General features: G+C 57.4%; 27 protein-coding genes. 12 read left to right on the top strand and 15 right to left on the bottom strand.

Features of this window, described 5'->3' with window-relative positions; translation table 11 throughout:
- Position 1: 1 nt before the first annotated feature.
- The gene (gene fliM, locus RH950_RS06995) at positions 2–1,036 is read right to left on the bottom strand and encodes a flagellar motor switch protein FliM (protein ID WP_350055075.1); all 1,035 of its coding nucleotides are present in this window, start codon (positions 1,034–1,036) and stop codon (positions 2–4) included.
- Positions 1,037–1,045: 9 nt separating this feature from the next.
- A complete protein-coding gene (locus RH950_RS06990; protein ID WP_350055073.1) occupies positions 1,046–1,585 on the bottom strand; it encodes a flagellar basal body-associated FliL family protein in 540 nt (179 codons plus the stop codon).
- Between the two features lie 448 nt (positions 1,586–2,033).
- Here RH950_RS06990 and flgF point away from each other — a divergent pair, with 448 nt between their 5' ends.
- From flgF to flgH, 4 genes are read left to right on the top strand one after another with little or no spacing between them, the layout of a single operon-like run.
- Positions 2,034–2,759 (top strand): flagellar basal-body rod protein FlgF, encoded by a 726-nt coding sequence (gene flgF / locus RH950_RS06985; RefSeq protein ID WP_350055071.1) that lies wholly within the window; start codon positions 2,034–2,036, stop codon positions 2,757–2,759.
- Between the two features lie 24 nt (positions 2,760–2,783).
- Positions 2,784–3,569, top strand: a complete 786-nt coding sequence (gene flgG, locus RH950_RS06980) for a flagellar basal-body rod protein FlgG (protein WP_350055069.1) — start codon at positions 2,784–2,786, stop codon at positions 3,567–3,569.
- Positions 3,570–3,603: 34 nt separating this feature from the next.
- Entirely contained in the window at positions 3,604–4,590 is a 987-nt protein-coding gene (flgA, locus tag RH950_RS06975; RefSeq protein ID WP_350055067.1) for a flagellar basal body P-ring formation chaperone FlgA, read from the top strand.
- A 25-nt stretch (positions 4,591–4,615) separates the two neighbouring features.
- Complete coding sequence (gene flgH / locus RH950_RS06970; RefSeq protein ID WP_350055065.1) at positions 4,616–5,380, top strand: flagellar basal body L-ring protein FlgH; 765 nt, start codon at positions 4,616–4,618, stop codon at positions 5,378–5,380.
- Between the two features lie 137 nt (positions 5,381–5,517).
- Here flgH and dksA read toward each other — a convergent pair whose 3' ends face one another.
- On the bottom strand, positions 5,518–5,934 hold the full coding sequence (gene dksA, locus RH950_RS06965; RefSeq protein WP_350055063.1) for an RNA polymerase-binding protein DksA: 417 nt from the start codon (positions 5,932–5,934) through the stop codon (positions 5,518–5,520).
- Positions 5,935–6,109: 175 nt separating this feature from the next.
- On the bottom strand, positions 6,110–6,532 hold the full coding sequence (locus RH950_RS06960) for a flagellar assembly protein FliX (RefSeq protein WP_350055061.1): 423 nt from the start codon (positions 6,530–6,532) through the stop codon (positions 6,110–6,112).
- A gap of 223 nt (positions 6,533–6,755) precedes the next feature.
- On the opposite strand from RH950_RS06960, the gene RH950_RS06955 reads away from it, so the two are divergent.
- From RH950_RS06955 to RH950_RS06945, 3 genes are read left to right on the top strand one after another with little or no spacing between them, the layout of a single operon-like run.
- The gene (locus tag RH950_RS06955; RefSeq protein WP_502889734.1) at positions 6,756–7,910 is read left to right on the top strand and encodes a flagellar basal body P-ring protein FlgI; all 1,155 of its coding nucleotides are present in this window, start codon (positions 6,756–6,758) and stop codon (positions 7,908–7,910) included.
- Between the two features lie 12 nt (positions 7,911–7,922).
- Complete coding sequence (locus tag RH950_RS06950) at positions 7,923–8,258, top strand: rod-binding protein (protein WP_350055059.1); 336 nt, start codon at positions 7,923–7,925, stop codon at positions 8,256–8,258.
- Position 8,259: 1 nt separating this feature from the next.
- Entirely contained in the window at positions 8,260–8,706 is a 447-nt protein-coding gene (locus RH950_RS06945; RefSeq protein WP_350055057.1) for a hypothetical protein, read from the top strand.
- Positions 8,707–8,753: 47 nt separating this feature from the next.
- Here the strand turns inward: RH950_RS06945 and RH950_RS06940 are convergent, their stop codons facing one another.
- From RH950_RS06940 to flgK, 4 genes are all read right to left on the bottom strand, one after another.
- Positions 8,754–9,698: a tetratricopeptide repeat protein gene (locus RH950_RS06940; protein WP_350055055.1), complete on the bottom strand. Its 945-nt coding sequence runs from the start codon at positions 9,696–9,698 to the stop codon at positions 8,754–8,756.
- Between the two features lie 192 nt (positions 9,699–9,890).
- On the bottom strand, positions 9,891–10,289 hold the full coding sequence (locus tag RH950_RS06935) for a hypothetical protein (RefSeq protein ID WP_350055053.1): 399 nt from the start codon (positions 10,287–10,289) through the stop codon (positions 9,891–9,893).
- A 178-nt stretch (positions 10,290–10,467) separates the two neighbouring features.
- Positions 10,468–11,472, bottom strand: a complete 1,005-nt coding sequence (locus tag RH950_RS06930) for a flagellin N-terminal helical domain-containing protein (RefSeq protein WP_350055051.1) — start codon at positions 11,470–11,472, stop codon at positions 10,468–10,470.
- Between the two features lie 13 nt (positions 11,473–11,485).
- Positions 11,486–12,958 carry a flagellar hook-associated protein FlgK gene (flgK, locus tag RH950_RS06925; RefSeq protein ID WP_350055049.1) on the bottom strand — a complete coding sequence of 491 codons (1,473 nt, stop codon included), beginning with the start codon at positions 12,956–12,958 and terminating at the stop codon, positions 11,486–11,488.
- Between the two features lie 84 nt (positions 12,959–13,042).
- Here flgK and RH950_RS06920 point away from each other — a divergent pair, with 84 nt between their 5' ends.
- Positions 13,043–14,833: a tetratricopeptide repeat protein gene (locus RH950_RS06920; RefSeq protein WP_350055047.1), complete on the top strand. Its 1,791-nt coding sequence runs from the start codon at positions 13,043–13,045 to the stop codon at positions 14,831–14,833.
- Positions 14,834–14,863: 30 nt separating this feature from the next.
- Here the strand turns inward: RH950_RS06920 and flaF (RH950_RS06915) are convergent, their stop codons facing one another.
- From flaF (RH950_RS06915) to RH950_RS06885, 7 genes are all read right to left on the bottom strand, one after another.
- Positions 14,864–15,238, bottom strand: a complete 375-nt coding sequence (gene flaF / locus RH950_RS06915; RefSeq protein ID WP_350055045.1) for a flagellar biosynthesis regulator FlaF — start codon at positions 15,236–15,238, stop codon at positions 14,864–14,866.
- Positions 15,239–15,271: 33 nt separating this feature from the next.
- A complete protein-coding gene (locus RH950_RS06910) occupies positions 15,272–16,090 on the bottom strand; it encodes a flagellin (RefSeq protein WP_350055043.1) in 819 nt (272 codons plus the stop codon).
- Positions 16,091–16,348: 258 nt separating this feature from the next.
- Positions 16,349–18,298, bottom strand: coding sequence for a tetratricopeptide repeat protein (locus tag RH950_RS06905; RefSeq protein WP_350055041.1), 1,950 nt, complete (start codon positions 18,296–18,298; stop codon positions 16,349–16,351).
- Between the two features lie 55 nt (positions 18,299–18,353).
- Positions 18,354–18,791, bottom strand: coding sequence for a flagellar biosynthesis regulator FlaF (gene flaF, locus RH950_RS06900; RefSeq protein WP_350055039.1), 438 nt, complete (start codon positions 18,789–18,791; stop codon positions 18,354–18,356).
- A 3-nt stretch (positions 18,792–18,794) separates the two neighbouring features.
- Complete coding sequence (locus RH950_RS06895) at positions 18,795–19,208, bottom strand: flagellar biosynthesis repressor FlbT (RefSeq protein ID WP_350055037.1); 414 nt, start codon at positions 19,206–19,208, stop codon at positions 18,795–18,797.
- Positions 19,209–19,423: 215 nt separating this feature from the next.
- Complete coding sequence (locus tag RH950_RS06890; protein ID WP_350055035.1) at positions 19,424–20,251, bottom strand: flagellin; 828 nt, start codon at positions 20,249–20,251, stop codon at positions 19,424–19,426.
- A gap of 343 nt (positions 20,252–20,594) precedes the next feature.
- Positions 20,595–21,422 (bottom strand): flagellin, encoded by an 828-nt coding sequence (locus RH950_RS06885; RefSeq protein WP_350055033.1) that lies wholly within the window; start codon positions 21,420–21,422, stop codon positions 20,595–20,597.
- Between the two features lie 442 nt (positions 21,423–21,864).
- On the opposite strand from RH950_RS06885, the gene RH950_RS06880 reads away from it, so the two are divergent.
- From RH950_RS06880 to sciP, 4 genes are all read left to right on the top strand, one after another.
- The gene (locus RH950_RS06880; protein ID WP_350055031.1) at positions 21,865–23,892 is read left to right on the top strand and encodes a flagellar hook-length control protein FliK; all 2,028 of its coding nucleotides are present in this window, start codon (positions 21,865–21,867) and stop codon (positions 23,890–23,892) included.
- 12 nt (positions 23,893–23,904) lie between these two features.
- The gene (locus RH950_RS06875) at positions 23,905–24,570 is read left to right on the top strand and encodes a flagellar hook assembly protein FlgD (RefSeq protein WP_350055029.1); all 666 of its coding nucleotides are present in this window, start codon (positions 23,905–23,907) and stop codon (positions 24,568–24,570) included.
- A 111-nt stretch (positions 24,571–24,681) separates the two neighbouring features.
- The gene (locus RH950_RS06870; protein ID WP_350055027.1) at positions 24,682–25,992 is read left to right on the top strand and encodes a flagellar hook protein FlgE; all 1,311 of its coding nucleotides are present in this window, start codon (positions 24,682–24,684) and stop codon (positions 25,990–25,992) included.
- A 164-nt stretch (positions 25,993–26,156) separates the two neighbouring features.
- A complete protein-coding gene (gene sciP / locus RH950_RS06865; protein ID WP_350055025.1) occupies positions 26,157–26,471 on the top strand; it encodes a CtrA inhibitor SciP in 315 nt (104 codons plus the stop codon).

Below are 26,471 nucleotides of genomic sequence, written 5' to 3'. Positions count from 1 at the left end.
CCTACATCTTCCGCAGCTTCTGCTTGATTTTGACCGCGATATTGCCGTTTCGCTGTCCCATGCCACCGACAAAGAGCGGCACGTCGCCGCACCGCATGTCGATTGTGGATTTCGGGCTGGCGTTCAGCAGCAACCGCGTGCCGGGCTTCCAGTTCAGGACATCGTTCAGCGACAGGACAACCTGGTCCAAGACCGCCTCAAGTTCGATATCCGTGGCCCAGAGCTCGTTCGCAAGGTGGGTTTCCCAGATCGAGTCACGGCCGAACTTCTCGCCCATGAACATCTGCAGCAGCAGTTCCCGCACCGGCTCCAGGGTCGCATAAGGCAGCATCAGTTCCAGGCGACCGCCGCGATCTTCCATGTCGATACGCAGCCGCGCCAGCACAGCGGCATTCGCCGGCCGGGCAATGGTGGCGAATCGCGGGTTTGTTTCCAGCCGGTCGAACCGGAATGTGACAGGGCTCAGCGGATCGAAAGCGGCGGACAGATCGCTCAGCACGACCGTGACCATGCGCTCGACCAGATTGCGTTCGATCGTGGTGTAGGGACGGCCTTCAATCCGCATGGCCGCGGTGCCGCGGCGACCGCCAAGCAGCACGTCGACGATGGAATAGATCAGCGCCGAGTCGACGACGAGCAAACCGTAATTGTCCCACTCCTCAGCCTTGAACACGCTCAGCATGGCCGGCAGCGGAATGGAGTTCAGGTAGTCTCCGAACCGGATGGAGGTAATATTGTCGAGCGAAACCTCGACATTATCTGAGGTAAAGTTACGCAGACTGGTCGACATCATGCGCACGAGACGGTCGAACACGACCTCAAGCATGGGCAGACGTTCATAAGAGACCAGCGCGGAGTTGACGATCGCCTGGATACCGGAAGTATCGCCGTCACCGCCGGCGCCTTCATCGAACCCGAGCAGGGAGTCGATTTCGTCCTGGTTTAGGACCCGGGCGCCCGTGCCGCCACCGCCGCCGGCATCGTCGTCATCATCGGCCATTGCCTCCCATTCGGCGGCAAGATCATCATCGGCCATGCGAATTCCTCACTGAACCAGCATTTCCTTGAACAGCACGTCCTTCACCCGCGCCGGGCGAACCGCAAGATTCACACGACGGAGCAATTCCTCACGCAGTCGATACATGCCGGCAGATCCCTGCAGGTCGTCGACTCGAAGCTCGCGCAAGTATACCTGAAAATTGTCCACGATACGCGGCAAGTTCTGATTGACCACGTCCACGTCCGCCGGGTCGCCGACTTCCAAAGCAATCTTGATCTTCAGAAACGCAGTCTTTCGACTGTTCGTGTTCAGATTGACGATAAGATCGGGAACTTCGAAGAAGATCGCCTGCGCCGAGGACTTTTCTTCAACCACCGGAGCCGCCGCCTCCCCCTGAGCCACCTCGGGTGGGGGCTCCTCGCCACCAATCATGCCAAGCATGATCGCAGCCCCGGCCCCGGCCCCGACCAGCAGCAGGAGCGGCAGCAACACGAACAGGATAATTTTTTTCGGACTCAGCTTTCGGCTGGCGACGTCTTCGCCTTCTTCACCGCCATCCTCGACGACTTCGCCTTCCTCAGCCATGCGCTCCGTCCTGCTCCAAGACCTATTAAACAGCCATCAGATGACTGAAATATGGCAAACGTGACCACTTTCACCTGACATGACGGAGATGCAAACCAGACCGCGCTCCCGTCTGAACCGGCAAACCGGACACAGTGAAAGAGTAAAGCATATCGCGCTTGAATCTTCCATATTTATCATAAACTTCTCGAAACCGGCGCACCCAGTCTCTAAAGCCGCACGGGCAAAAAAGCCTCAACCTTCTGGATAGAAGGCCGACCCATCTGCCGACAGCCGCCCGGCAAAAGCTTCCGCGCCGGCGCTCCTTGCCGAACTCTCCGTGTCACGTACCCCAGCAGAATTCGCAACCATCTGTTTTTCTTTGTTTTTCCAACTGGCACGAAACCTGCTTATCCATCGGCATGGCCGTAGAAGGCGGCGGATTCGACACTGGTTGGGAAATATCGTCATGGAAAATGCGATCTATATCGGGCTCTCCCGGCAGTCCGCGCTCCGCCGCGAACTGTCTCTGGTCGCCAACAACATCGCGAACTCAAGCACCACCGCCTTCAAGCGGGAAATCGCGCTCTACTCGCCTTATCAAATGGACACGAAGATGGAGGAGAAGCTGGATTTCGTGATCGATCACGGAACCATCGTCATCCACCAGCCAGGGACACTTCAACCGACGCGAAACACCTTTGACCTTGCCATTGAAGGCAACGGTTTCTTCACGGTCGATGACGGCAAGCAACAATTGTTCACCCGGAACGGCAACTTCAAGCTCAGCCCGGACAACGAGCTGATCACCAGCGACGGTGAGCGGGTCATGGATGTGAATAACAACCCGATTTTCATCCCGCAGGACGGTCGGAAAATCGAAATATCGACAGACGGCACCATCAGCGCCGGACCGGAAGTGCTCGGCATTCTGAAGCTTGTCGAATTCGATGATCTGCCGCGCATGCAGAAGCGGGGTGGCAGCACCTTCGAGACAACGGAACGCCCCCGGCCGGCCGAGGACTCCGAATTGCTCCAGGGCCATCTCGAGACCTCGAACGTCTCCGCGATAACGGAGCTGACGAGGCTGATCGACATTCAACGCAGCTATGAAAGCGTGAAAAACATGCTGGATCAGGAAGCCGAGAGACTTCGTACATCGGTCCGCAAACTCGGCACCACGACAGCCGCCTAACTTGTTGGAAGAAGGAATAGAATAATGCAGTCACTGAATATCGCCTCTACCGGCATGTTGGCTCAGCAGACCAATGTCGAGGTTATTTCCAACAACATCGCCAACATGAACACCACCGCCTTCAAACGGCACCGGGCCCAGTTCCAGGACCTGCTGTACCAGGATCTGCGTCGGGTCGGCTCGAACTCATCGGATGCCGGCACAATCGTCCCGTCCGGTATCCAGCTCGGTGTCGGTGTTCGTACCGCTGCCACCTACCGGGTCAACGAGCAGGGTTCCCTGATCCTCACCGACAACCAGTTTGACCTCGCGATCCGCGGCAACGGCTACTTCCAGATCCAACTCCCCGACGGTGAAACGGCTTATACCCGTGACGGCTCCTTCCAGGTCAGCCAGACCGGCGAGCTGGTTACGGCCGACGGCTACATCGTGCAGCCGGGCATCACTGTCCCGTCCGGCGTGGTCGGCGTGACTATTAACCAGTCCGGCCAGGTGCTGGTGAAACTCGATGGCCAGACCGCGGAATCGAATGTCGGCCAGATCCAGCTGGCGGTCTTCCAGAACGATGCCGGACTTGAACATGCCGGCAACAACCTGCTGCTTGAAACCGAGGCTTCTGGCGCACCGAGCACGGCCACCCCGGAAACCGACGGTTTCGGTGCCCTGTTCCAGGGGTACATCGAGTCCTCGAACGTGGATCCGGTGCAGGAAATCACCGATCTGATCACGGCCCAGCGGGCCTACGAGCTGAATTCGAAGGTCATCGAGACCTCGGACCAGATGATGGCCACGGTTAATCAGGTTCGCTAAGGCAGCCTGACCACCGCAACCAGGGAGTAAGGACATGACACGCAGAATGCTGACGCCTCTGACGCTCATCACAGCCACCGCGCTGATCGGGATTGCACTCGCCATCCCGCAGCCGGTGGCGGCGAGTGAAACCCAGGGCACACCGCTGTTTGCGAACGAGACAGTCATGCTTGATCGGGATTCGCTGATGCTGAGCGACCTTTTCGTCGGCCTGCCGGCAGGAAAGGACGCCAGGATCGGTGACGCCCCTCTCCCGGGAGAAACCATGACCGTCCGGGTCAGCACGCTGCGAAATCTTTCCGATATCCATCACCTGGACTGGTCCCCGCTTCATAACCGGGTCCATGTCACCGTCCGGCGCGAAGGCCGTGCGATACCATTGCAGCAAATCCGCAACGCGATCGAAGAGCGCCTCGCTGATGGCTTTGTTTCCGACCGGGTCGAGGTTGAGCTGACCAATCGCCGCCTGTCCCTGATGGTACCGGCCGATATCGTTCCTGAGATTTCGGTGGACAATATCGACTACAACAGCCGGAACCAGCGTTTCGCAGCGTCCATCTCCGTTGCCATCGGAAACGGCAAGGTGATCCGGGCCCAGACCCAGGGCGAAGTCCATCCGGTCATCGAAATCCCCGTGCTGAGCCGGCACATGGCACCGGGCGAAACGATCCAGGCCGGCGATATCGTCTGGACGGAAATGCGGGCCCGCCGCAGCAGCTACAACACTGTCAGTTCCACTGACCAGCTCGTCGGCATGAGCGCCCGTCGGCCGATCAGTGCCGGCCGCGTTATCCGCCGCACCGATGTGAAGCCGATAGAACTGATCCAGAAGGGTGATCTGGTGACCATGATTTTCAGAACCGCCTTCATGACACTGACGTTGCGCGGCAGGGCGCTTGAGGACGGGGCTCGAAAAGACACGATCCGCGTAAAGAACCTGGCCAGCGGCAAAACGGTTGTCGGTTCGGTCACAGATTCCGGCATCGTCTCCGTCGCCGGCCCGCGTCTTGCGATGAACTAGGCACTCCTGATAGGGAACCAATACGATGAACAAGAAGCCCATCTCCGCTCAGCTTTCGCGCATCACTGCCGTCGCCCTGATCGGCATGTCCGTAAGTGCCTGCAATGTCTTTCAACGCCTCGCTGACATCGGCAAAACCCCGGAGCTTTCGGAGATCCAGAACCCGACACAGGCCGAAAACTACCGGCCGGTCTCGATGCCGATGCCGGCACCGGTGACCGCCACCCGGCAGGCCAACTCACTCTGGGTTGAAGGTTCCCGCGCCTTTTTCGAAGACCAGCGCGCAAGTCAGGTCGGCGATATTATCACCGTCGTTGTCGAGATTGCAGACGAGGCCGCCATCGACAACCGGACCCGGCACGACCGGACCCATACCGACGGCTTTAACATGAACGGGCTGTTCGGTGCCCAGTCCCTGCTGAGCGATGTCTTTGCCGAGGGAACGACGGGCGCCGGCCTTGTGGACCTGAGTTCATCCCTTGCCAATGACGGCCGTGGCCGGATCGACCGGAATGAAACCATCAGCCTGCGCGTTGCCGCCGTGGTTACGCAGCAGCTCCCGAATGGCAATATGGTGCTGTTCGGTCGCCAGGAAGTCCGGGTCAATATGGAAGTTCGCGAGATCGTCGTCGGCGGTGTTATCCGTGCGGCCGACATCACATCTGAAAATACGGTCGGCTACGACGAGATGGCAGAAGCCCGGATCGCTTACGGCGGCCGCGGCCAGCTCTCCGATCTGCAGCAGCAGCGCTACGGTGCCCAGGCGCTCGAAATCCTGATGCCCTTCTGATCAGACAGTGCCGGGTGGCAAAGTTGCGGCCCGGCACCCTTTCTTCGCACAGCTCCCCAAAGGCCCGCTGCAATCAAACGAAAACGGGCCGTTCCTTGTGGAACGGCCCGTTTTCATATTCTCAGTATAGAGCCACGTCAGTCGTCGCGATGTGTCCGCTCAAGGCGCTCATGCCGCTCCTGAGCTTCGAGGCTCAGAGTCGCAATCGGCCGGGCTTCGAGACGACGCAGCCCGATCGGCTCGTCCGTCTCTTCACAATAGCCGTAACTTCCGTCCTCGATCCTCTGTAACGCAGAGTCGATCTTGCTGATCAGTTTGCGTTCACGGTCCCGGGTGCGCAGTTCAATCTGCTGATCGGTCTCTAGCGAGGCGCGATCAGCCATATCCGGCTTCTGCAGATTTTCCTGGGTCAGGTGGCTCAGCGTCTCGTTCGCATCCTGCAGAAGCTCAGCCCGCCACCTCAGCAGCTTCTGGCGGAAATACTCCTGCTGCTTTGAGTTCATAAACTCTTCGTCTTCCGACGGTGTATAGTCCGGCGGCAAAGTGACGCTCATCCCGGTCCTCCACGACAAAGGTCAATGAAAGGCAAGCTTTCTGCCCTTTTCGAGCGGCCGGAGTATATGTCCGGGGCCCACTAGGTTTCAACCCTCTGATTTATGCTTGTTCAGATCATTTTATTCCGCGTAAGCAATTGAAATTACGCGTAAATATTGAAATCAGACAAAAAACTCACAAAAAAGTCCCGAGTTTTGCGAGCTCGACCCGCGCCCTGAGCTCGATTTCATCCAGTATTTCACCCAGACGGGGATCGGTAAAATTCCGCTCCCGTGTCGCCTTGATGCTGGTCGCAAGATCCCGCAACTCGGATTCGGGGATCGCCCCCAGCAGGAGCCCGTCGCGAATCCGCTCCAGCCGGGAGAGCAGGTCTTCGCCCCGCTCCGCGCCCTGCTTTCCGCGACCGCGACCGTCCGGGTTCGTTTCCTGGACCGCAAGCAGTCCGTCAACGGACATTGCCGCACCAGCGCCTTTGGCGGACGTACTTTCCTGGGCGCCGTCGAGCAGGCCGGAAAACTGCGTCCCGCTTGCGCCGCCCGACTTGGATGTTTTGCGGGCGGCGGGGCTGCTGACGCGGCGTGATGGATCTATCTTCATGGTACAAATCCTACCTATTCCGGAGTCATACACTATCGAGAAGATGCCGACATAGCGAATAAAGCCTTGTGAAATTCAATCTAATCAATGCCCGGGGAACCATGGAAGGGCGATGACTGACAATCATGAACATCCCGGCACGATAACTGGCACGATCTTCGCATTAACTTCGTCGACGGGAGTCCGGAACACGACTGCAAGAGAACATGAGGAACCGATAGAGATGTGGCCGCAAACAAACGACAAGACCCGCTCATCGCTTTTCAGAGGCTCAATCTTCGGGCTTTTTGCCACCGCGTTGATGATCGCCACGCCGGTTCAGGATGCCTATGGCCAGACCCGAATCAAGGACATCGTCAATTTTGAGGGCGTCCGCGAAAACATGCTGGTCGGCTACGGTCTTATCGTCGGCCTGAATGGTACCGGCGACGCGCTCGGCAGCGCGATCTTCACCCGGGAGAGCCTGGTCGGCATGCTCGAGCGTCTCGGCGTCAACGCCCGGGACGACAATCTTGACACCGCCAATGTCGCCGCCGTCATGGTGACCGCCATTCTCCCCCCCTTCGCCAAGCAGGGTAGTCGGATTGACGTTTCCATCTCCGCCATCGGGGATGCCGAGGATCTGTTGGGCGGCACCCTGCTGGTGACGCCGCTGGTCGGCGCCGATGGGGAAGTCTATGCCGTCGCCCAGGGATCGGTCGCGACCGGGGCAATATCTGCCGCCGGCGACGGACAGAGCGTCATTCAAGGTGTGCCGACCAATGGCCGGATCGCCAACGGCGCCATCATTGAGCGCGAGATCGAGTTCTCCATGAAATCCATGGAATCCGTCACCATTGCCCTGAAGAACCCGGATTTCACCACGGCGCGCCGCATTTCTCAGGCCATCAACGCTTTCATCGGTCTGCCCATTGCCCAGGCAAACGATCTTGCCTCCGTGCGGATGATCGTTCCGGAAAATTATCGGGGCAACGCCGTAGCACTGATCACGGACGTGGAACAGCTGCGGGTAACACCCGATACCGCTGCCAAGGTGGTTATCAACGAGACGACGGGCATCATCGTCATGGGCGAGAATGTGCGGATCAGCACGGTCGCCATCGCCCAGGGCAACCTGACGATCCGGATCACGGAGACACCCCAGGTATCGCAGCCACAGCCGTTCGCGCAGACTGGTGAGACCGTCACTGTCCCGCGGACCCAGATTGAGATCGATCAGGATGAGGACAAGCAGTTGTCCGTTCTGGCCCAGAGTGTGACGCTCCAGGAACTGGTGGACGGACTGAATGCACTCGGGATTGGTCCGCGCGACCTGATCTCGATCCTGCAGGCCATCAAGGCCGCGGGCGCCCTGCAAGCCGAAATCGAAGTTCTCTAGGGGAGCAGAAAGATGCAGATCACATCCCTCGCTGATTCCGCCGCCGCCAGCGCCCAGGCGCAGACCGCCCGGACCGATGCCGCCGTCCAGAAGCTAAAGTCCGTTGGCAGCGACAAGACAGAAATCCGCAAGGCCGCCGAGGACTTTGAAGCCATATTCATTACCCAGATGCTCGGTCACATGTTCAAGGGCATGGAAACCAACGAGATGTTCGGTGGCGGTCAGGCTGAAAGCATCTACCGAGACCTGCTGGTAGACGAGTATGGGAAGACGATGGCCGGCAATGGCGGCCTTGGACTTGCAGATTCAATTGAGCGACAGTTGATCTCGCTGCAGGAGGTGAATTGAGATGCTTGACCATGCCATCGTTGAAGCTTTCCGAGAGAGCATGATCGGTCTCATGAAGCTCTTGAATGAAGAAACCGCATTGCTGAAAAAGCGCGAATTCAAAACCCTGGACAAGCTGCAGGCACGGAAACGCCAGCTTTCCATCACGTATGACAAGCATCAGACGGCAATGCGGAACCATCCGGAAGTGCTGGACGACGTCCCGGATGACGAGAGGGCCGAACTGCGGGATCTCTATCAACGTTTCCGCTGTGCACTTTCGGACAACATGCTGGCACTCCGTTCCAGCCATGATGCCGCGGAACGAGTTGTTTCATTGATTATGGAGTCGGTCCGCAAGCAACGCGGGATTAATGCGGATACACCAACCTTCGGCAAGACGCGGACAGGTTACGCAGCCTATGCGCCTCTCGCCCAGCCGACTGCAGCAGTCAGCAAAAGCCTTTAGAGCCTAGCGCTGCTTGGTCAGTCAGCCTGTTGGAAACCTGAAAACGGTCAAGAAAGAGCCGCCGCCCGCTCATCAGCATCTTTAGCCGCTTCGACGTTGCCAGCCTTGCTGTGAAGGCGTGCAAGCAGCTTGAAACTTGCTGCATCGCCGGAATTGAGCGCCACGGCACGTTCAGCTGCAACGATCGCATCATCGTCATTTCCGAGCGCCTCGAGCATGAGTGCGATTTCGTTGAAAGTATCGCTCTCCGCAGGCGCCGCGACAAACGCTGCCTCAAGTTCCTTTATCGATTCGTCGCGTTTACCCATACGTTTAAGCAGGACGGAGAGGCGACAGCGGGTGCCGATGTCGCCTGGTGAACGCTCTTTGATCGAGACATAACAACGCTCCGCGATTTCCAGCTCGTCGAGCTCCATCATCACGTTTCCAAGATGCATCATCGCTTCGATATTTTCATTGTCGGCGCTGATTGCCTGATGCAGGAATTCGGCGGCACTCGGCAAATCGTTCCGATCAACCTCGAGAATTCCGCGCCAGGTGAGAAGCCGGCTGTTGTCGGGATCGTGGGATAGCCCGTCTTCCAAGACGGTGATTGCCTCACCGGTTTCATTCTGCGCCCGGTATACCAGTGCAAGAGACAGGAACGATTCGCTGATTTCAGTATCGCGGGCGATTGCTTTCCTGAGAAATTCGATGGCCTTTTCAAAATTGCCAAGATGCAACTCAAGGGTGCCTGCATGACAAAGATAGCGACCGGAATCCGGATCGAGCTCAATAGCGGAGGTGAAGAAATCGGCCGCAGCGTCAAGCTCGTCGCACTGCATGCATAACAAGCCGGCGAGATCCAGTGCCTGGTGATTCTGAGGATCCCTTTCAAGGATCTCTAGATAGACATTTCGCGCTTCAGCAACTTCGCCAGCTTCATGATGCTTGATACCGCGTTTCAGCAGTTCATTAATCGCGTCTTCATTCACCACGCTGGACTCCTCCATCGGAACTCTCAAATCCATCCTGTGGATTCGTAACATACTTGGAACTGTAGGGGAATTTCATGAATGTTCAGCCCTACATCACCCATGTGTTTTAGCCCAGACACGAAATAAGGGCGCCGGACCTGTGGTCCTCGCCCTTCTGCACACTTACGCGAGACATGCTTGTACATCCACTCGAAACTTCACACCGTGTCAGATCAGAACATCGACTTCCTGATCCGAACCGGCACCTGATCGCGACTCGCCACCCCCCGGGATCTGGACGGTTTTCTCGTCGACCGCGTCAGCAGTGTCGACGGTCCGCTCTGTCGTGGTCGAGGTTTCCTTTGCAAGGCTGGCACTTTCCTCAAGCGCGCGCGCGGCGCGTTCCGGCGGAAATTGCCTGGTTACCTCGCCTGACCGGCTATCCCGAAGCTCAAAAATCACAGAAAGGGATTCCGGATCAAACCGGATTACAGGGCTTAAATAAAAATCGGAGATGATACTTGCGGATACATTGCCAGCGTCAGCATTCGGCGCTTTCAGCGACGGCGATGGAACGGCTTGCGCAACAGATCGTGCGGCGGTCGCCCCAGAGAGGATCTCGACCATGACGACCTCCATTCTGGAGACAGCTAACGTGCCTTTCATAGGCAACTGCAGATATATATATCACTCAGCAATCGGAATGTCGAGTCATAGACACTTAAAGATGCAATTTAGACAAACTCCGCACTACGGGGACAATCCCCGCTCTTGCTTGGACTTACCGAAGAGCGCCCCGCTCTGTTTACAGATAATTGGCGAGTGACAACTGGCGCAGTGACGCAGTCGTCTGATAGGCGGCTTGTAGCTGGCCCTGAATCAGCTGAAACTCCGCGGCCGCTTCAAAGGGATCCACATTCTCCACCCCGTCGAGCTGCTTCGTCAGCAATGTATTGTCGTCTTTGTGCTGGGCTTCGATATCCGTCATCCGAGCCTGCGTCGTGCCGAGTGACGCGACCATCAGACCAATCTCGTCCGCCGCGGCCTCAACCCTGGTCAATCCATCATTGACCAGGGCGCGGTAGTCGTTGTCCAGGCCGGCCGCAAAGTCCACATCGGCAAAGATTGCGAATACTTCGAAGAGTTCTTCGAAGGTCGCATTGTCATTTGCAAGCTCGCCAAACTCCAAGCGCACACCTTCCGCCGCAGTGAACGCGAAGGGCTTGGTTTGTCCGGGCACAATCCCGGCAACATTGTTCCAGTTCGCATCGGTCCCGAATTGAGTCGCGGAGGCGGCGATTACGGCCGCCGAGTTTCCGACGGCAAGAGCCGGAATAGCGGCGAAAGCTGCCGTTTTCAGAGTCGTGGCGTTCTGCAGAGGTTGTGTGGAAACATCTGTACCGTTGAACAGATACCGGCCTTCGGACTGGCTATTCAGGAGACTGACGAGTTGATCAATGGCGGAATCCGCGAACTGCTTCAGCACGGGAGCCGTATCGTCGAACTTGCCTTCCTGTTGATTGATCAATTCAACCCGCATTTGCTCCGCAAGATCCTGTATCCCGGTCAGCGCCGCTTCCATGATCTTGGTCCGGGTCCGGACCTGCTCGATGGTCTTGACGTAGGTTTCCTTGGTCTGGATCTCTTCGCGCAACTGAATGGAAACGCGCGCGTCGTCACCGCTCAATCCACTATAGATCTGAGAGATTTTCCCGGTAGAAACCTGCTCCTGCGCCCGCGAGAACTGATTCTGCAAGTTGAGGACAGTGTTCTGCGCCCGGAGTGACATTGTCAGGGTAGCGATGCGCATCAGCTCAATCCCTCTATCGAATAATGTTGACGATTTCGTCGAGAGCCTGCTGGACAGTCTGCAAGACACGCGCCGATGCCGCGAAGGCGGCTTCAAGCTCAATCAGTTTCGCAAGTTCCTCGTCCGTATTGACCCCGGTTTCGTCCCGGTAAGTCTGCACCAGGGTATCGCGGAAATTCGTCTCGAACGTGAGCTGGCTTTCAAAAGTTGCATGCTGGTTCGCCTGGAAACCGACCAGTTCGGCTGCGAAGCCTTCAATACTATTGCTGGCCGTCAATCCGAACCCCGCGACAAAGGTCTGGGTAACCTGAAACACATCAAGCATGGCGTTCGCGACACGATGGTCACCGGCACCGATGGAGACGTAGGTGTTGGCCACATCCCCGGTATTACCGGTCACCAGGAAAGAAGGCGTCCCGGTCACTGTGGGATTGACCCGAATGACTTCAGCGAAGCCTTGTTCATTACCGAGCGCGTCCGCCGGAACCGTGCCGCCGGCATCGACGAACAGGTTGACCACGGCCGTCGTGCCATTGATCGTGAAGGTATCGAGGTCGTTCGCCAGTTCATGCGCCAACGTGTCGAGCTGATCCTGAGCCTCGACCAGCAAGGTATCGCGTATCCGCAGCAACCCCGCCAGTTCGCCATCCCTGCCTGACACCTCGCTTGAGATGTCTGGGTTCGTGGCCACACCGGCAAGACCGTCCTCGATCCGCAAGGGCTGACCGGCAGTCGTTGCAGTGAACAAGGACGTTTCGACGAACGTCAGAGGGAACATCGTATCGTCGAGCAGCAGCCGGCTGTCGCCAGTCAGGATGGTCAACTCACCATTCGACCGCTCAATCACGTTGATGTTCATATATTGAGACAGCTCTTCGACGAACTTGTCGCGGCTATCCTCAAGGTCGGCGGTCGTCAGCCCCTGGGTCCTGCGGGTGGCGATCGAGTCATTGAGCGTTTCGATATTCTCCAGGGCCGTATTCACAAGACCCACAGTGTCCGCAATCGCCCGGTCGGCCTCCTTGCGCAGATTGCTGATTGTCTGCGTCATGTCCTGGAATTCTGCGGCCACGGATTCCGCCGCGCGCAGCACCTCGGCCTGGTTCGCGCCCAGTTCCGGCGCAATCGACAGTGCCTGAAGTTTTTCTTTGAGATCGGTGATCTTTGCTGAAACCGAGTTGTCGTCGCCCGGACGACCGAAAGCCTCAACCAGCCGTTCGAGATAGGTATCCAGAACCGTCAGTTCGGAAACTGTCGCCTGCTGAGCGCGGATATCTTTCTGCAGGCCCTCATTGACCGTGCGCACCACCACACCAAGATCCACACCCTGCGCCTGACCGCCAATGATACGGGTCTGCAGATTCTGGTTTTTCCGTGTGTAGTCCTCGTTCGCAGCGTTCGCCACGTTGCGGGAAACCACATCGATCCGAGACTGCGCCGCGGTAAGGCCAGACGTTGCTGCAGTTAGTGCGCTGCTGATTGACATGGTGGCTATCACCTCCGAAGTCTCTATAGGCAAAGTGCCTCACGGAGTAGAAAGCAAGAAGCGGGCCAGTTTTAAACTGCAAAGGTGCCGGAAAAACTTTCCGGCGCATCCGAGTTGGTGCAGCATCGGCGCATGCCAAAAGAATCAAAAGCCGTCGCGATTCAGAAATTTCAGGATGCGTTGGCCCTGCACACCGCAGGCCAGATCGCGGATGCCCAAAAGATCTATCATTCAATTTCGTCACAGCTGCGGAATCTGGCGCCGTTCTGGCATTTTCACGGATTGGCGCAGTTCCAGACAGGCGACCTGAAGAGCGCCACAGTTTGTTTCAAACAGGCGCTCCTGCTGACTCCGAATGACGCGAACTGCTTGAATCGATTCGCCTGTGTGTTCCTGATGGAATATCGCGCTGATGACGCGCGCCGCCATCTGCACCACGCATTGACGGCCGCGCCGGATCAACCGGAAGCTTGGAGAAATCTTGCCGAAGCTGAGCGGCTTAACGACGATCCTGTCTCGGAACGCAAACTTCTGAAAAAGGCACTGGCCCTGCGTCCGGATGAACGGACATGGCGAATGTCCTACGTTTCAGTGCTCAACGATCTCGAACAACCGGAAGAAGCCCTGGCAGCGATGCGGCCCCTTACCGGCGCAGCAGAACTCGCCCCCGTGTATTTTTTTCAGAAGGCCCGCGCTCACTACGATGCATTTGAGGCGAGCCGGGCAGTTCTTTCCTACCGAAAGTCCCTGCTGCTCACCCCGGCCGCGCCGCCGACGCTTAACAATCTGCAACTGGTAGAACGCAGAACCGGGCGTATGCAGGACGCTGTCAGAAGCGCCGAGCGTGCCCGGCTGCTCGACCCGGGAAATCCGGACCTTGAGCATAACTTCACAGACGCCTTACTGGCTGCGGGCGAGATCGAACGCGGTCAGGCACGCAATTTCTGGCGTCATTGCAAAGCCGAGATTCGCATTGAACGGGTCGGGTTACCGAAAGCATGGGACGGAACGCCATGCGACGACGGCAAGGCTCTGCTGATCTGCCAGGAACAAGGCATCGGTGACGAGATCCGTTTCGTATCCTGCATCCCCGACATCCAGAAACGCTTTCGCGGCCCCGTCATTCTGGAAGCGGACAAACGGCTTGTCCCCCTTTTTGCACGATCCTTCCCAGACATAACCGTCATCGAAAAGCGCGCGCGTTCAGAGACCATGCCCAGCAGCGCCGATTATAGCGGCTCGGTCGCGGCGCTGCACATCGGGCGGCATGTCATGCTCGCTGACTTACCAAACCATGTCCGCACATCCATTGCCGATTTTCCGACGCATGCCGGGTATCTCCTGCCGGATTCCGATGAAGTCAGGTGCTGGAAAAACACCTTTAGCGCAAACAAGCATGAACAGTCCGTCGGACTCTGCTGGCGCAGCGGTATGCGTCGACAGGGAGCACGGCATAATTATCCGACTTCGACAGAAATCGCCTCGTTAATGACGGTTGGGAACTTTCTTCCTGTTTGCCTGCAATATGACGTTTCTGATTCTGAAATCGCAGCCATACAGGCGATCTCCAACCGGCAGCTCTATCTGCCGCGTGGGATTGATCAGAGAGAGGAACTGGACCGGCTGGCAGCAATGATCGCCGCTCTCGATCTGGTCATATCACCGAATACATCAGTTCTGATGATTGCAGGTGCCGTCGGAACTCCGTCGATCGGTCTTCACTCCCAATGTGGAGCAATTTTCTTTGGAGCCAACGCGGACCCCTGGTTTCCGAATGAATGCAGTCTGGTAAAAAACGGGGATCGTTCCTGGCAGCCTGCTGTCGATGAGGCCGTACCGCACCTGATCCGGATGCTTGAACAGGCAGGTCGATAACAGTCCCGCCGCGCAGCACATGTCCCTGGACTAGCTCGCCTCAGCCAGCCGAAACTGATCCTGAAGACCTTCCATGATCTGCCGGTTGACATTGATCATCGCTGTCAGTTCCGCCTTGCCCTCAATGGCAAGCTCGGTTTCCTGCGCAACCCAGCGGGCAAGCTGGATAAGACTGTTCTTTAGCTGTTCGGGTAAATGGTTTCCCGGTTCGGAAAGATCACAAAGAAATGCGTCCCAGACTTTTGCGTTCCACAGGATCGCATTGAGCCGGTCTTGCAGCGTTGCGGAGTCCTCTTGCGCCTTGCGCAAGGCGCTCGTGACCTGACCGAGCAAACGGTACTCAATCTGCTGATTGCTCTCGGTCTTGCTCTGAACATTGGAATAAGCGGCGTACCCTCGACGCATCTTATAACTCTCCGAGAACGTTTACATTGCCGCTTACTGGAACAGGCCGAGAAGAACCTGCGGCGCGTTATTGGCAACGCTGAGAACCTGAATACCAAGCTGCTGGCGCACCTGCAGCGCGGTGAGCTGAGCGGACTCGCGGGCGAGATCGGCATCGACGATGTTGCCTAGCCCCTCTTCCGTCGCGTCACTGACCGCCGTCAGAAACTCTGTCTGGAAGTTCAGGGCGCGGGTATCGGCGCCGAGCTGTCCGAGAGCGATATTGATCGTCGATTCCAGGTTGGAATACTGCGCGGTCAGAACACTTTGGGCATTCGTCGCAGTACCCAGTGTTGCACCGCCGAGCGAATTGATGTCGGTCAGAAGATTTCGTGCCCGGAGCGTGATCGTATCGTTATTCAGGTTTGACAGCGTGTTGATTGCCGTCGAGGTATCCAGCACGTTCACGCCATTGAATACCGCGTTCGCAACAAAGTTCCGTGCCTGAGAGATCAACTCGTTGAAGTCATCCTGAAGAATGCTGCGCTGCTGCGTCGTGATACCTTCGTTCGACAGTTCCGTCAGTTTCTGGCGGACATCCTGCATCAGGTTGGAGATCGAGGTGGTGCCGGAGAGCGCAACCTGGGCGATACCTTTGGTGTTATTCAGCCCCTGCTGAATGGCACTTAAAGCGCGCAAATCACCGCGAATGCCCTGCGCGATCGCAAAGTTCGATGCATCGTCCTCGGCTCCCGTCACCTTCAAGCCAGTCGAGACACGATCCTGTGTCTGCGCCAGAAGGGAATTGGTCCGCTCAAGATTTCGGAGAGCGACCAAAGCCTCCGGATTCGTCAGAATCGAGTTGCTAACCATCTCTAGTGTTCCTTCTCTCTTCGCGTCGCCTCCGACCGTCGGCTCCGAGTTCATTTCTTGAACAAGGTCTTTTTTGCCGGGTAGGAATAGCGACGAACCACTATCTCGACCTTCATGTCGCAATAGTCAGGCCAACCAGAGAGGAAACCTTAATTTATTGATTTATATTGTTTTTTTACCTGAAGATGATCCAACCAAGAAAGCGTGGATCAAGAAGGGCACGCCATCACCGGCATATTTTGCACCTGGAGCAAGACACTATTTACCGCGGCCGGACTCTTCGAGAATTTTCGGCAATGCAATCCCTGCCCTGCGCAAAGAGACGTCAACCTCAAAGCGTTCGAGGTTACTGGTCGTCGGATGACACGAGCCAAACACAGCGTCATGGCCGTCACTTAGGCGCAGGTGGCTCCAGCCCAGACGGATGGTCGGGATTCCTATCGACGCCGCGAGGGGACAGACGGCCGTATCCACGGATACTACGGCATCCAGAGCAGACAACATGGCTGCCACGCGATCCAACTCGTTTCTCTGATCGATGCCTTCCGGATCATAGATGACACATCCATCCACCTGTCGGGCTGCGTCCAGCTCTCCGGGCTGAAGATTGTAGATCAGGCTGACATAGTTCGCCTTACCTGCGCCAAGCGCCCGCACCATGGATTCCGCGTTGCAGTAAAGCTGATCGCGAAACCCGCCGCCCAGCCCACTGCGCCAGCAGAGACCGACCCATGGTCCCCCGCCCATTTGCATAAAACGCTCTCTCCAGCGCTGACGCTCCTCTTGGTCAACGTCAAACACCCGGGCCGGGCCGGGCTTGGATGTATCCTGCAGAAAAATGCCGGGAAGAGAACCGGCAAGAACAGCGTGATCGAAGGTGCGCTCCGCTCTCAGGGGCCTGTAATCGAAATATGGATCTGCGTTTTCGCGACCGATAATCTGGCGTTCTACAAATTGAATGCCGGGAAAACTTCTCTGGAACAAAGGCAGGTTTCGCTTGTCGCATTCGACGGTAACATCCGAACAGCACTCCAGGAGCGACGGCAGCATGGAGAGATATATGTACTCGTCACCGACACCCTGCTCCGCGGCCACCAGCAAACGGCCAGGATCGCCGGCGCCCTCCCAGAACGGGGGCAATTCGATGCGCTCCGAGCCGAACCGCGCCGTTCTGCGGACATCGAAATGCTTCCAGCCAACGGAACTGTTTCCGAGAGCGAATTCCGCTTCCGCCACCATGAGGTGGAATTCCACCACATCCGGCGAGACAATTAGCCCGCGATAACCGGCCGCCCGCGCGCCTTCATGTCTGGCCATACGATACAAAGGATTCGGCAGGTTGAACATTGCCATGCTGTCGGTTGGATTGAGCATGAGCGCACGTTGCGTCTCCCGAACCGCATCATTGATTTCCTGATGATGTATCAGTTCTGCGCCGAGAAGCGTCCATAAATGCGGGTCGGTCGGCGCGATCCGGGTCGCGCGCCGCGCCCACGCAACCCCGTCGACAGCCCCGACACCAGGCTCCTTGGATTTCTGAAACAGGAGGAAATGCGGGTATGAAGTGACTTTGTCAGGAGCAATGAGCATGCATTTCCTGATCGCCCGTTCAGCGTTTTCATTTGAGTGAAGCGTCGAGAACGCAATGGCCAAATGCAGGTAGGGTTCAGGATCAAGCGGCGAGAGAGATATGGCACGCGTGAGCGGGTCTACCGCATCGCTTTCGGCCCCTGAGTGCAAGAGTGCAGCGCCAAGCCGTGCCTGAACCTGGACCCACTCCGGCTGACGGCCTGCCGCGCTCCGCGCAGCATCTACTGCAAGAACACGCTCTCCGCATTGCTCTGCAAGCCGCGAAAGGTTAATCCACGCATCGACATTGTCCGGATCGGTATCCACCGCTGACTGGAACGCGTGCATTGCGCCCTGATAGTCAGACAATGACGCGCGCACCGCCCCCAGATGATTCCATGCAGGGCCGCGAGATGGATCGAGCCCCACGGCCTTCTCAAGCGGCGCGAGGGCCAACATGGCGCGGCCTGTTTGAAACAGCAACGTTCCAAAAAGATCGAGGGTAACCGGATGATTTGGAAACCCGTCGAGCACCTCACGGTACCCGGATTCAGCAATGTCAAAATCACCGGTTTGATGAGCGGCGAGAGAGTTTTCCAGTAATTTGGAAAGATAGGCACTCCGCTGATCGGGAGTCATTCCGCAACTCCACAACGCTTAAACATCAACGGCGATACTATCAAGAAGTCCCGGGTTAAGCCTGATCGAGAATGGAACCCACCGCGCTGCCCGGCTTTGGCGTCGTCTGATTCTCAGCTGCCGGCGAAGGTTTCAATCCCTTCATAATATCCCGGTTTACAGCCACCAGGGAATCGATGTCACCCTCGCCTTCGAGCGCAAGGGCCGTTTCCTTTGTGACCCATATGCCGAGACTGACAATTGCCGCACGCAGGTCCCGGGGCAATTGATTGCCCGCAGTGCCGCAATCCTCGACAAACACGTCCCATACCTGCTTGTTCCAATTCAGTGCCGATGCAACTTGAGACATCTTGGTCGGATCGTTGCCGGCACCATCTTTGTTGCCAATGGCCTTAATCAATTCCGACGTGACCTGCGCCAGCAAGCGATACTCCGTATCGCGCGACGTCGCGGTTTGATTTATCGTCTTCCTGTAGGCATCAATGCCGGACATAAACTAACTCCCAGCCACCTCTGGCGTGCCAATCTTGAAGATTTCAGTCTCATAATTTATGAGGGCTTTACAGGTTTTCAAAGCTCTGTAGAAGCGCTTTTCATTCACATCCTGAACCAGGTTCAACAATGTCATACGAACTTCTTTAAAGGTTGTCGCTTCGAGAAAGCTCTCAACCAGTTCGAGGAACATGCCTCGATATTGATCCGGGTCATCGTGATCGAGATACATTAACAAAATGGTAAAATAGATCCGCTTTGCGGGTGACGTTGCATCCTCTTCCTGCATGATGTCTTTGCCGAGAAGGATCGTCGCTTCATTTTGAAGGACGAGAGACGCACCCTTTTTTCCGGCCACCATGACAGCGCCGTTCACGACAAATTTTTCACCCGGCTTCACATTGATTTTCAATGGCATTCTTCTGAACCCGCGCAATCGACTACGACGCATATTCATAGCACTAATTAGGCAATTCGGAAAATGCGCTTCGTCACACCTCTAACAGTACAGACAAGGTTACGAAAGCTCAGTCGGGAAAAAACAGACACCGGCTGCTCGCAGGTCTAAGAATTTTCCAAAAAAAAAATCGGGGGAATTTCTTCCCCCGATTTCCTTGAAGATAGTGTCCGCTGTTAACGGAACAGGCCGAGCAGAGACTGCGGACGCTGGTTTGCAATTCCCAGGGTCTGCGTGGACAGCTGCTGCTGCACCTGCAGAGACGTAAGACGTGCAGACTCACGTGCCAGATCAGCATCGACCAGGTTGCCGAGACCTTCTTCAGTCGCATCCCGGATCTGCTCAAGGAACTGCGTCTGCAGGTTGAGGGCCCGAACCTCCGCACCGAGAGAGCCGAGCGCCGTGTTCACGACGGACTCAAGGTTCGAATACTGGTTCGCAATAACACTCTGAGCGTTGGTCGCCGTACCAATTGTGGCAGCAGCAAGACTGCCAACCTGAGTGTTGACTCCGCTCTGCGCCGTCAGGGACAACGTGCCGCCGGCCAGATTCGAGAGCGTATTGATGCTGGCCGCACCCGAATTGATCAGGTTAGCGCCATTGAAGGAAGCATTGGCGATGAAGTTACCAGCCTGCGAGAGCAACTCGTTGAAGTCAGACGTGAGAATGTTTCGCTGCGCAGTCGTGATACCTTCGTTGGAAAGCTCGGTCAGCTTTCCGCGGATGTCGGAAAGCAGATTGGAGATACCGGTCACACCGGCGATCGCAACGTTACCGATACCCTTGGCACTGTTCAGCCCCTGAGTAACCGCATCAATGCCACTCAATTCAGACCGGATACCCTGCGCGATGGCAAAGGTAGAGGCATTGTCGAGAGCACCCGCAACCTTCAGCCCCGTGGAAACACGGTTCTGTGTGGTATCAAGACTACGATTAATGGAATTCAGGGTACGAAGCGCCGTGAATGCTGACGTATTTGTCAGGATGGAATTTTGAACAGCCATTTTTTGGCCTCCTCTTTCTAAGGACAGCGGGATTTTTCCCGCAGTATTTAGGGGGCAAGCCCCCAGAGCAAAACCCGCTTCTTTGAGCGGATAGGACAATATTAGCACACAAAACCGTTGCTAAAAGATTAATATGGATGGGTGATTTGACCCAACCTCGGATAACCCCCGGTTGCGTCAATCTAAAATATTGAAATTATTCGAAATTTACACCCGTTTCCGGATATTGCGGAATGTGCGATTTCTCGCACTGTCATGGCCGGAAAACCGGGTCGCTGCCACCCGAAACGCAAAAAGGGGCGGCAAAAGCCGCCCCCTTCGCAAAAATATGTTCGAGCAGGTCTTAGCCAAACAGGCCAAGCAGAGTCTGCGGACGCTGGTTGGCGATCCCCAGGGTCTGCGTCGACAGCTGCTGCTGCACCTGCAGAGAGGTAAGACGCGCCGACTCGCGGGCCAGGTCGGCATCGACAATGTTGCCGAGACCTTCGTCGGTTGCATCCCGGATTTCCTCAAGGAAAGTGGTCTGCAGGTTGAGGGCACGAACTTCCGCACCAAGAGAGCCGAGGGCCGTGTTCACAACGGACTCAAGGTTGGAATACTGGTTCGCAATCACGCTCTGAGCATTGGTTGCGGTGGCCACCGTTGCGGCAGCAAGACTGCCGACCTGGGTGTTGACCGCGCTCTGCGCCGTCAGACTCAGCAATCCACCGGCCAGGTTGGAAAGCGTATTGACGTTGCCCGCACCGGACTGGATCAGGTTCACACCATTGAAGCTCGCATTGGCGATGAAGTTCGCGGCCTGCGACAGCAACTCGTTAAAGTCAGCAGTAAGAATGGTGCGCTGTGCAGTGGTGATGCCTTCGTTGGCCAGTTCGGTGAGCTTGCCACGGACGTCGGAGAGAAGGTTTGAAATCCCGGTCACACCGGCGATCGCGACTTTACCGATACCTTTGGCATTGTTCAAACCCGAGGTAACCGCATCGATCGCCGTCAGTTCCGAACGGATGCCCTGAGCAATAGCGAAGTTTGACGCGTTATCCAGTGCACCCGCGACTTTCAGGCCCGTGGAAACACGGTTCTGCGTGACGTCGAGGCTACGGTTGATGCCATTCAGGGTGCGAAGGGCAACAAAGGACGACGGGTTGGTCAGTACAGAGTTTTGGATAGCCATGGTTTCAAGTCCTCTTTCTAAGGGCTCAGGTTGAGTCAGCGTTTTGCTGACGGTGGGGTATCCCCCATGACATCCATAATCTACATTTGACTAAACATTGTCAATAAAGAATTTAAAATTGTATTCAAATTATTTATATCAATAAATCAATACGTTATGGGTATTCCGAAGATCTTGACGATTTCGCCGTACAATTTTTCTCCCATCCCACCCATCAAGTTTCGTGCCATTCCCCGCAAACAACCGGGTCAAGCCAACTCAGCGTCAGGCCGGCGAGCGGCAGGAAGCGGAGCGCGAATATTTTACCTGCTCCGGCCCGCCCCCCTGCCCCGCGTGCCCTCTCCCATCGGTCAATAAAGATCGGCAACAGGCAATTATTGCCGCCTGGAAACTGGCCCGTTCCTTGCTTCTACCAGCGCAGAACAACGCGTGAGGGCAAGAGATGTCTCCGGTATCAACGACAAGCAACCCGACAGTCGGTTACACCAATAAGCGCGCAACTGGCCTTGGCTTCGATCCAATTGCGGCGCGCAACACTGATCGCCCCAAATTCCGGCTCGATGACTATAAAGATGCGGACAGGACTCGCAGCGCCGATCCAGCGCGCGCGGAACGCGCCCAATCTGACTGGGACCGGAAACCGGATCGTACACGGGACGATCGGAATGTGAATGACGAGGCGGTCGCGCGATCCGATACATCCGGCAAGACCGAAACCGGCAAAGGCAAGGCGTACGCCGAAAAACCGGCCCCAGATCCTGCAGCTCAGGTCGACTCTGCGAATATCACTGAGAAAACCGAGAAGCCTGTTGGTGCCGCGGCGGCTGAGAGCTCTGCCGCTGATGTCGAAAGCACGGAAATTATTGCCGACCAGCCTACATCAGAAGAAGCAGATGTCGCTGCGCCGGTAACACCGACGCAAGATATTGCGCCCGAAACGAGCAAGAAACCCGTCCCCGGACCGGATATAGCGGCAAACTCCGCAGGTGAAGTGCAGGGAAAGCCGGCAACACAGATTGTTGCTGCTACCGATGACATGACCTCCGTTCAGGCCCAGGAAAGCGGACCGACCAAGGACACGGCCTCTGCGTCTGGTTCTGCTGCGGTCCAACAGACCGCCGCCTCCAAGGACCCGAAGCTCGCAGCTCTCGAAAAACTGACCCAGAGCAGCCCCAGCGCCGGAACCACGGCCGCCGGAACCACAGCCGCCGGAACCACGGCCGCCGGGGCAAGCACCGGCGACGATACAACCACCTTCAAGCTTCCGGTTCCCTGGCCCCCAACGGCGTCGCAGGGGCAAACGAAGCAAACAGTAGAGCCAACAGCAACATCGAAAGCTGCCGGCCAAGCGCCGGCCACCTCGCAGACACAACCGGCGGCAACACCGAAGAATGCCGGAGAGGAATTGCCCACAGCGGCCACCAAACAGACGGCCGCAGCAACAGCCTCAAAGGGAACAGGAGCAGACATCCCGAAGATAGAAATCGTCTCTTCGGCTCCGATCAAGACCGCTGCCTCTGGCGATACGGCCGTTTTCGCGAACAGCCGGACTATCCCGGCAGAAGGCGCGAGCAAACAGCAGGCTCTTCCGAGCTCGACCGAGACCATCGCGGCCGCAACGGCGCTGAATAGCCGCGCTCCGCGCTCCAACGCACTTGGCGGGGCCAGTGCGAAGCGCAGCAACGCCGTGACGGCCTCCAACGAGAACAATGGCACGAAGACACCTGCCGGCACCGGACAGCCAAATCCGGCCACCGTTACCCAGCAGCAGTCGACCCAGACAAACCCGGCGGCAACCGCCTTTGCCGCTGCCGCGCAGCCCCAAGGCGCCGTCACGACACCGGAGCAGCTGGCGCAGGTCAGGCAGCAACCTTCCGGCTCCCACAACGGGCCAGCAGACCAGAGCGGCACATCGACCAGCGCATCGCGCGCGCCAGATCTTCCGGGCCAGGGCAACAACAGCGGCTTCGCGGACACGCTCAGGACAGCTTCAACAGACCGCGCGGCGGCTACTCCGGATCGGCAGACTTTGCCGACCCCCGCCACGGAACAGGTCAGGGTGAAGCTGGTCAAAGCCGCCCAGGGAGGCCTTGACAGGATCAAGATCCAGCTCAATCCGTCCGAGCTTGGAAAGGTCGAGGTTCGCCTCGAATTCGGCGCTGACGGCGGCGTTCGGGGTACCGTGATTATTGATAAGCCAGAGACCATGGATCTTTTGCAACGCGATGCGAAGCAATTGGAACGGGCCTTGCAAGATGCTGGGTTCAAGACCGGTGGCGACGGGCTCGACTTTCAGATGAGAGGCGGCGGCACCAACGAGAGGCACCAGCAACAAGCCGGCTCCGGAAACGGGCCCCTCTCGCAGGATGGCGGTGATCAGACAGGTGGCGATGCGCTGCCGGACACGAACACCACCGGAACAGAACACGACGGTATCGGCGACGACGGGTCGTTGAACCTGGTAGCCTAGGAGGCTGATGACATGGTGGATGCAGTTTCAAGCACAAGCGGCGCCAGCATCTTTCAGACAAAGCAGACAACCGAGGAGCGCCTCGAGGACGAGCGCGACCAGTTCCTGACGCTGTTTCTGACGCAGTTGCAGAACCAGGATCCGACCAGTCCGATGGACACGAACGAGATGACCAACCAGTTGGTCCAGTTCACCGCCGTCGAACAGCAGATCGAGACCAACAAGTCCCTGGCGTCACTGGTTTCCGCACAGGCCGCGAACTCGAACGCGTCGGCGGTCAACTATATCGGCGAACATGTGGTCTTCAACGGCAACAACACCAACCTCACCGATGCCGGCGCCAGCTGGGGTTACATGCTGCCATCCGAGGCCAACGCGACCACCATCAACGTCTTCAATGCGGCCAAACAGCTGGTTTATTCTGAAGCTGGCCAGACCGCTCCGGGCGAACGCTTTGAGTTCAACTGGGACGGCACCGACGCGGATGGCGAAAAACTGCCGAACGGCCCCTATTCAATTCAGATCAATGCACTCGACGCTGACAATGACGGCATTGCGGCAGAGGTCGAAGCTGTCGGTCTGGTGACCGGTGTTGTTACCGGAGAGGATGGGCCGAGCCTGATGGTCGGAAAGATCATCGTCGAAATGAATGAAGTAACACGCGTTTCCGCCACCTAAAGCGGAAGGACCGGGCGGCCAGAGAGAAGCCCCCGGCCACGATGCCAGACCGGCATCATCGGTAGAAACGGCCAGCGGGTCACGCCCTGGTCAAGCGAATGGAGATTTAACATGAGTGTTACCGGTGGACTTTTTGCAGGCGTTGCGGCGATTGCGTCGCAGGCGACCGCATTCGGGATCATCTCCGACAACATCGCGAACTCGCAGACCGTCGGCTACAAGGAAACCCAGGCACGTTTCCAGACCCTCGTTACCCGCAGCCCGACAGCGACGGCCTTCACGCCGGGCGGCGTGCAGAGCAAGCCGCTGACGGATCCAAGCCGCCAGGGTCTGCTGCAGGGTACCAGCAGCACGACCGACATCGCGGTCGACGGCAATGGCTTCTTCGTGATCAATGGTGCAGCCGAGCCCGGTTCCGACGATGAATACCTGCTGACCAGGGCCGGCGCGTTCAACACGGACGAGAACGGCCGTCTGATCAATACCGCCGGATACTACCTGCAGGGCTGGCGCACCGATGTCTCGGGCAACATCGTCAACCAGAATACCCGCGACCTGCTGACCAGCCTGGAGACGGTTGACCTGTCCCAGTTCGGCCAGATCGCGAACGCGACGGATGAGGTGACCATCAACGGCAACCTGCCGGCAGATACCGCAACCAGCTCTACGGTCGTGACAAACATCACGATCTATGACTCCCAGGGCTTCGATTACCTGCTGCGGACCACCTGGACAAAATCCGCCGCCGCGAACACCTGGACCTACGATTTCACCCTGATCCGGAACCCGGGCTCGACGGGCGCAACCTCCATGTCGCTCGGCGGTGCCGCGCGAACCATGGTCTTCAATCCGGACGGCAGCCTGAGAGCGATCGGAGCCGGCGCCGCCGGAACGACCAACGCTTCCGCAACGGAAACCTTGACCGTGAGCTCCGGCGAATTCAGCCGATCGGTTGCGCTCAACACGATCACCCTCAACTGGGGAACATTCGGGCAGCCTACCGGCATGTCACAGTTCAACGGGGACTTCGAGACCTCGCTGCTGAACCAGGACGGTTCCGGTCCGTCGGCCCTGACAGGCGTTTCCATTTCGGATGAAGGATTGGTCGCCGCGAACTTCGCCAACGGACAGTCCAGAAACATCTATCGATTGCCCCTCGGGACGGTACCCGCCGCGACCGAGTTGAGTTCGGCGAACGGAAACGCCTACGGGGTCACCTCGACTTCTGGTGACATTGTCCTCAGCATCCCGACAAATGGCGGCACGGGCCGGATCCAGTCGGGTGCCCTGGAGAACTCAACCACGGATATCGCAACCGAGTTCACCGATCTGATCATCACACAGCGTGCTTATTCTGCTGCGACACGGATCATCACCACCGGCGACGAACTGCTGGACGAGATCATTCGCATCAAGCGATAAGCGTTGTCTTCATTCACTTTCTACCGAAGTTATTTCGCCCCGGCTTATTGCCGGGGCTTTTTTTTTGCTGATGCCCACAACAGAAAGTGCTGGGTCTTAAGGATTTTTTAGGGAGCGGGGTCTATTTTTATCAACGACCGGCATTTTCATCATGCGTTGAAAAGATGACCGCAGAAAAGCACCCGAATAAAAAGATGACCCTGACTGCAGCAGAACCCCTCCAAGCATCGGAGGACCCATTTGACGATTTGCCGTCAGCAGACACCAAGCGGTGGGTCGTCAGTCGCAAGGCGCAGGTCGTCCGCGCTGTCGAGGACGGCTTGGTCACGCTTGAGCAGGCCTGCGCGCGCTACAGCCTCAGCCACGAGGAGTTTGCGAACTGGCGGCAACTGATAAAGAGTCATGGAACACGGGCCTTGCGGGCAACGCGGGTGCAAGATTACCGACGCGCCTCACGACGGTTGCGTACCGAAGACTGA

It is taken from the genome of Nisaea sp. (assembly GCF_040217065.1).
In the GTDB taxonomy this organism is placed as follows: domain Bacteria; phylum Pseudomonadota; class Alphaproteobacteria; order Thalassobaculales; family Thalassobaculaceae; genus Nisaea.
This window is presented reverse-complemented; position numbering and strand designations above follow the sequence as displayed.